At 71.1% G+C, this 3,217-nt stretch carries 1 protein-coding gene; it reads left to right on the plus strand.

All coding sequences use genetic code 11. From position 1 onward, the window contains the following. Positions 1–3,217, plus strand: a 3,217-nt coding sequence (locus tag GA0115259_RS37290; RefSeq protein WP_141716868.1) for a non-ribosomal peptide synthetase, incomplete at both ends; no start/stop codon positions are given.

Below are 3,217 nucleotides of genomic sequence, written 5' to 3' on the forward strand. Positions count from 1 at the left end.
CTGTGGCTGGTACAGCGCATCACCGACGACGGCGGCGTCGCGTACAACTTCCCGCTGGTCTTCCGGCTGCGCGGCACACTCGATCTGGCCGCGCTCCGGGCCGCGCTGCGCGATGTCACGGGACGCCATGAAGCGCTCCGTACCCGCTTCGAGGAGTACGAGGGCGAGCCGTACCAGCGGATCGTCCCGGCCGAGGAGGCCGATCCCTCGTTCACCGTGATCGACTGCGCCGAGCAGGACCTTTCCGCGCGCATCGAGGAGGCCCAGCGCCGCCCGTTCGATCTGAGCACCGAACTGCCTCTGCGGGCCGAGGTGTTGCGGCTCGGTCCCGCCGACCAGGTGGTGGCCCTCGTACTGCACCACATCACCACCGACGAGTGGTCGGACCGTCCCTTCCTCGCCGATCTCGGCCTCGCGTACGAGGCACGGGCCGTCGGCCGGGCTTCGGAGTGGGAGCGGGATCTTCCTGTGCAGTACGCCGACTACACGCTGTGGCAGAACCGCCTTCTGGACGAGGTGGGAGAGCGACAGCTCGCCTACTGGACCGAGACGCTGCGCGATCTCCCCGAGAAGCTGGAACTGCCGCTGGACCGCGAACGGCCGGACCGGTTCACCGGCCGCGCGGGAGTGGTACGGGCGGAGCTGCCGGCCGGGACCGGCAGCGCTCTGCGCGAGCTGTCCGGCGCCCAGGGCGTCAGTCTGTTCATGCTGTTCCAGGCCGCGACCGCCACACTGCTGCACCGGCTCGGCGCCGGTGACGACATCCCGCTCGGCGTGCCCATCGCGGGCCGTACGGACTCCGCCCTGGACGATCTGGTCGGCTTCTTCGTCAACACCCTTGTCCTGCGCACCGATCTGTCGGGCGATCCGGCCTTCACCGAACTGCTCTCCCGGGTGAGGGAATCCACCCTGGCGGCCTTCGAGCACCAGGATCTGCCCTTCGACCGCGTTGTCGAGGCCGTCAACCCGGCCCGCGCGGCGGGCCGCAATCCGCTGTTCCAGGTCATGATCGGCTACCACTACCGTCCCGACGGAGATCCGGAACTCTTCGGCCTGGACACCGAGTGGTTCGACATGGACACCGGCATGGCCAAGTTCGATCTGGACTTCACCTTTGTCGATCATGGCGATGACCGGCCACTGACCTTGCTTCTGGAGTACGCCGCCGACCTGGTCGATCCACGGACCGCGGACGGACTGGTCGAGCGGCTGGTGGCGCTGCTCGAACAGATCGTACGGAGCCCCGGACAGCCCGTGGGAGCGCTGCGGATCCTCACCGACGCCGAGGCCCGGGACGCACTGACCACCTGGAACGACACCGGCCGGCCGGTCGAAGCCCGGACGGTCCCGGAACTGTTCGCCGAGACCGTACGCGCCAGGCCCGACGCCACCGCCCTGGTCACCTCCGGCGGCCGGCTCACCTTCGCCCAACTCGCCGCGCGGGCCGCGGACATCACCCGTGCGCTGCTGCGCCGAGGAGCCGCTCCCGAGACGGTCATCGGGCTGGCGCTGCCGCGCGACGAGATGGTGCCCGCGATCCTCGGCGTGCTCGCGTCGGGCGCCGCGTATCTGCCGCTCGATCCCGAATACCCGGCGCACCGGCTGGAGTTCATGCTCTCCGACGCGGCACCCAGGTGTGTGCTCACCACCGCCGCCCTCGCGCCGAAACTGCCGGACGGGCATGAACTCGTCCTGCTGGAGAGCCTCGGCGAGGAGCTCCGGGAAAACCTCGGGGAGGAAGAGCCCGACGGTACCGGCCAGATCCCGCCGGACCCGGCGTCGGCCGCGTACATCATCTTCACCTCCGGCTCCACCGGCGTCCCGAAGGGCGTGGTCGGCACCCACCGAGGCCTCAGCAATCTCTTCGGCTCGCACCGCGAGGACCTGATCGAGCCCGCCGAGCGCGCTGCTGAGCGGTCCGCCGAGCGGTCCGAGGCCCGGTCCGCCCTGCGCGCCCTGCACGCGGCCTCGTTCAGTTTCGACGGCTCCTGGGAGCCGATGCTGTGGCTGCTCGCGGGCCATGAACTGCATGTCGTGGACGAGGCCACCATGACCGATCCGGCCGCGCTGCTCGGCCATCTGGCCGCCGAGCGGATGGACTTCGTCGATGTCACACCGACGTATCTGCGCGAGCTGACCCACCATGGATTCCTCGAACCAGGCGGCTATGTGCCCGGCGTTGTCGCGGTCGGCGGCGAGGCCACTCCGGCTCCGGTGTGGGAGCGGCTCCGCGCACTGCCCGGCACGATGGTCCACGATCTGTACGGACCCACCGAGTGCGCCGTCGACGCCTACGGCTGGCACGGCGAGACCGACGGCCGCACCTGGGCCGGGCCGCTCGCCAACACCCGCGCCCATGTCCTGGACGCGATGCTCAGGCCCGTCCCGGCCGGAGTGGCCGGTGAGCTGTATCTCGCCGGAGAGGGCCTGGCCCGTGGCTATCTGAACCGGCCCGCGCTGACCGCCGAACGCTTCACCGCCGATCCGTTCGGCCCGCCCGGCAGCAGGATGTACCGCACCGGCGACCTCGCCAGACGCCGCGCCGACGGCACTCTGGAGTTCCTGGGCCGGGCGGATGACCAGGTCAAGCTGCGCGGGCTCCGTATCGAGCTCGGCGAGATCGAGTCCCTCGTCGCCGCACATCCCGCGGTGGCCACGGCGGCCGTGATCGTACGGGAGGACACGCCGGGCGTGCCCAGGCTGGTCGGTTACGTCGTACCGGCACCCGGACACACTCCGGACCCGGACGAGCTGCGGAGCCACACCGCGGCCACACTGCCCGCGTATATGGTCCCGGCGGCCTTCGTCACACTGGAGGCGCTGCCGCGTACCATCAGCGGAAAGCTCGACCGTGCCGCCCTTCCCGCGCCGGACTTCTCCGCGGGCCCGGCCGGCCGGCGTCCGCGCACTCCGGCCGAGGAGATCCTCTGCGAGCAGTTCGCCGAGGCGCTCGGTGTCGAACGGGTCGGTATCGACGACGACTTCTTCGCACTCGGCGGCCACTCGCTGCTGGCGATGCGGCTGGTGGCGAAGGCCCGTGCCACGCTCGGCGCGCATCTCTCCCTGCGTACGGTCTTCGACGCTCCGACCGTGGCCCGGCTGGCCACGGCCCTGGCCGAGGAGAGCGGCGGGCCCAGGCCCGCGCTCATCGCGCTCACCGCGGGCGAGCGGCCGGAGCGGCTGCCGCTGTCGTCCGCGCAGCAGCGGCTCTGGGGGC

This window comes from Streptomyces sp. MnatMP-M17 (genome assembly GCF_900091995.1).
In the GTDB taxonomy this organism is placed as follows: Bacteria; Actinomycetota; Actinomycetes; order Streptomycetales; family Streptomycetaceae; genus Streptomyces.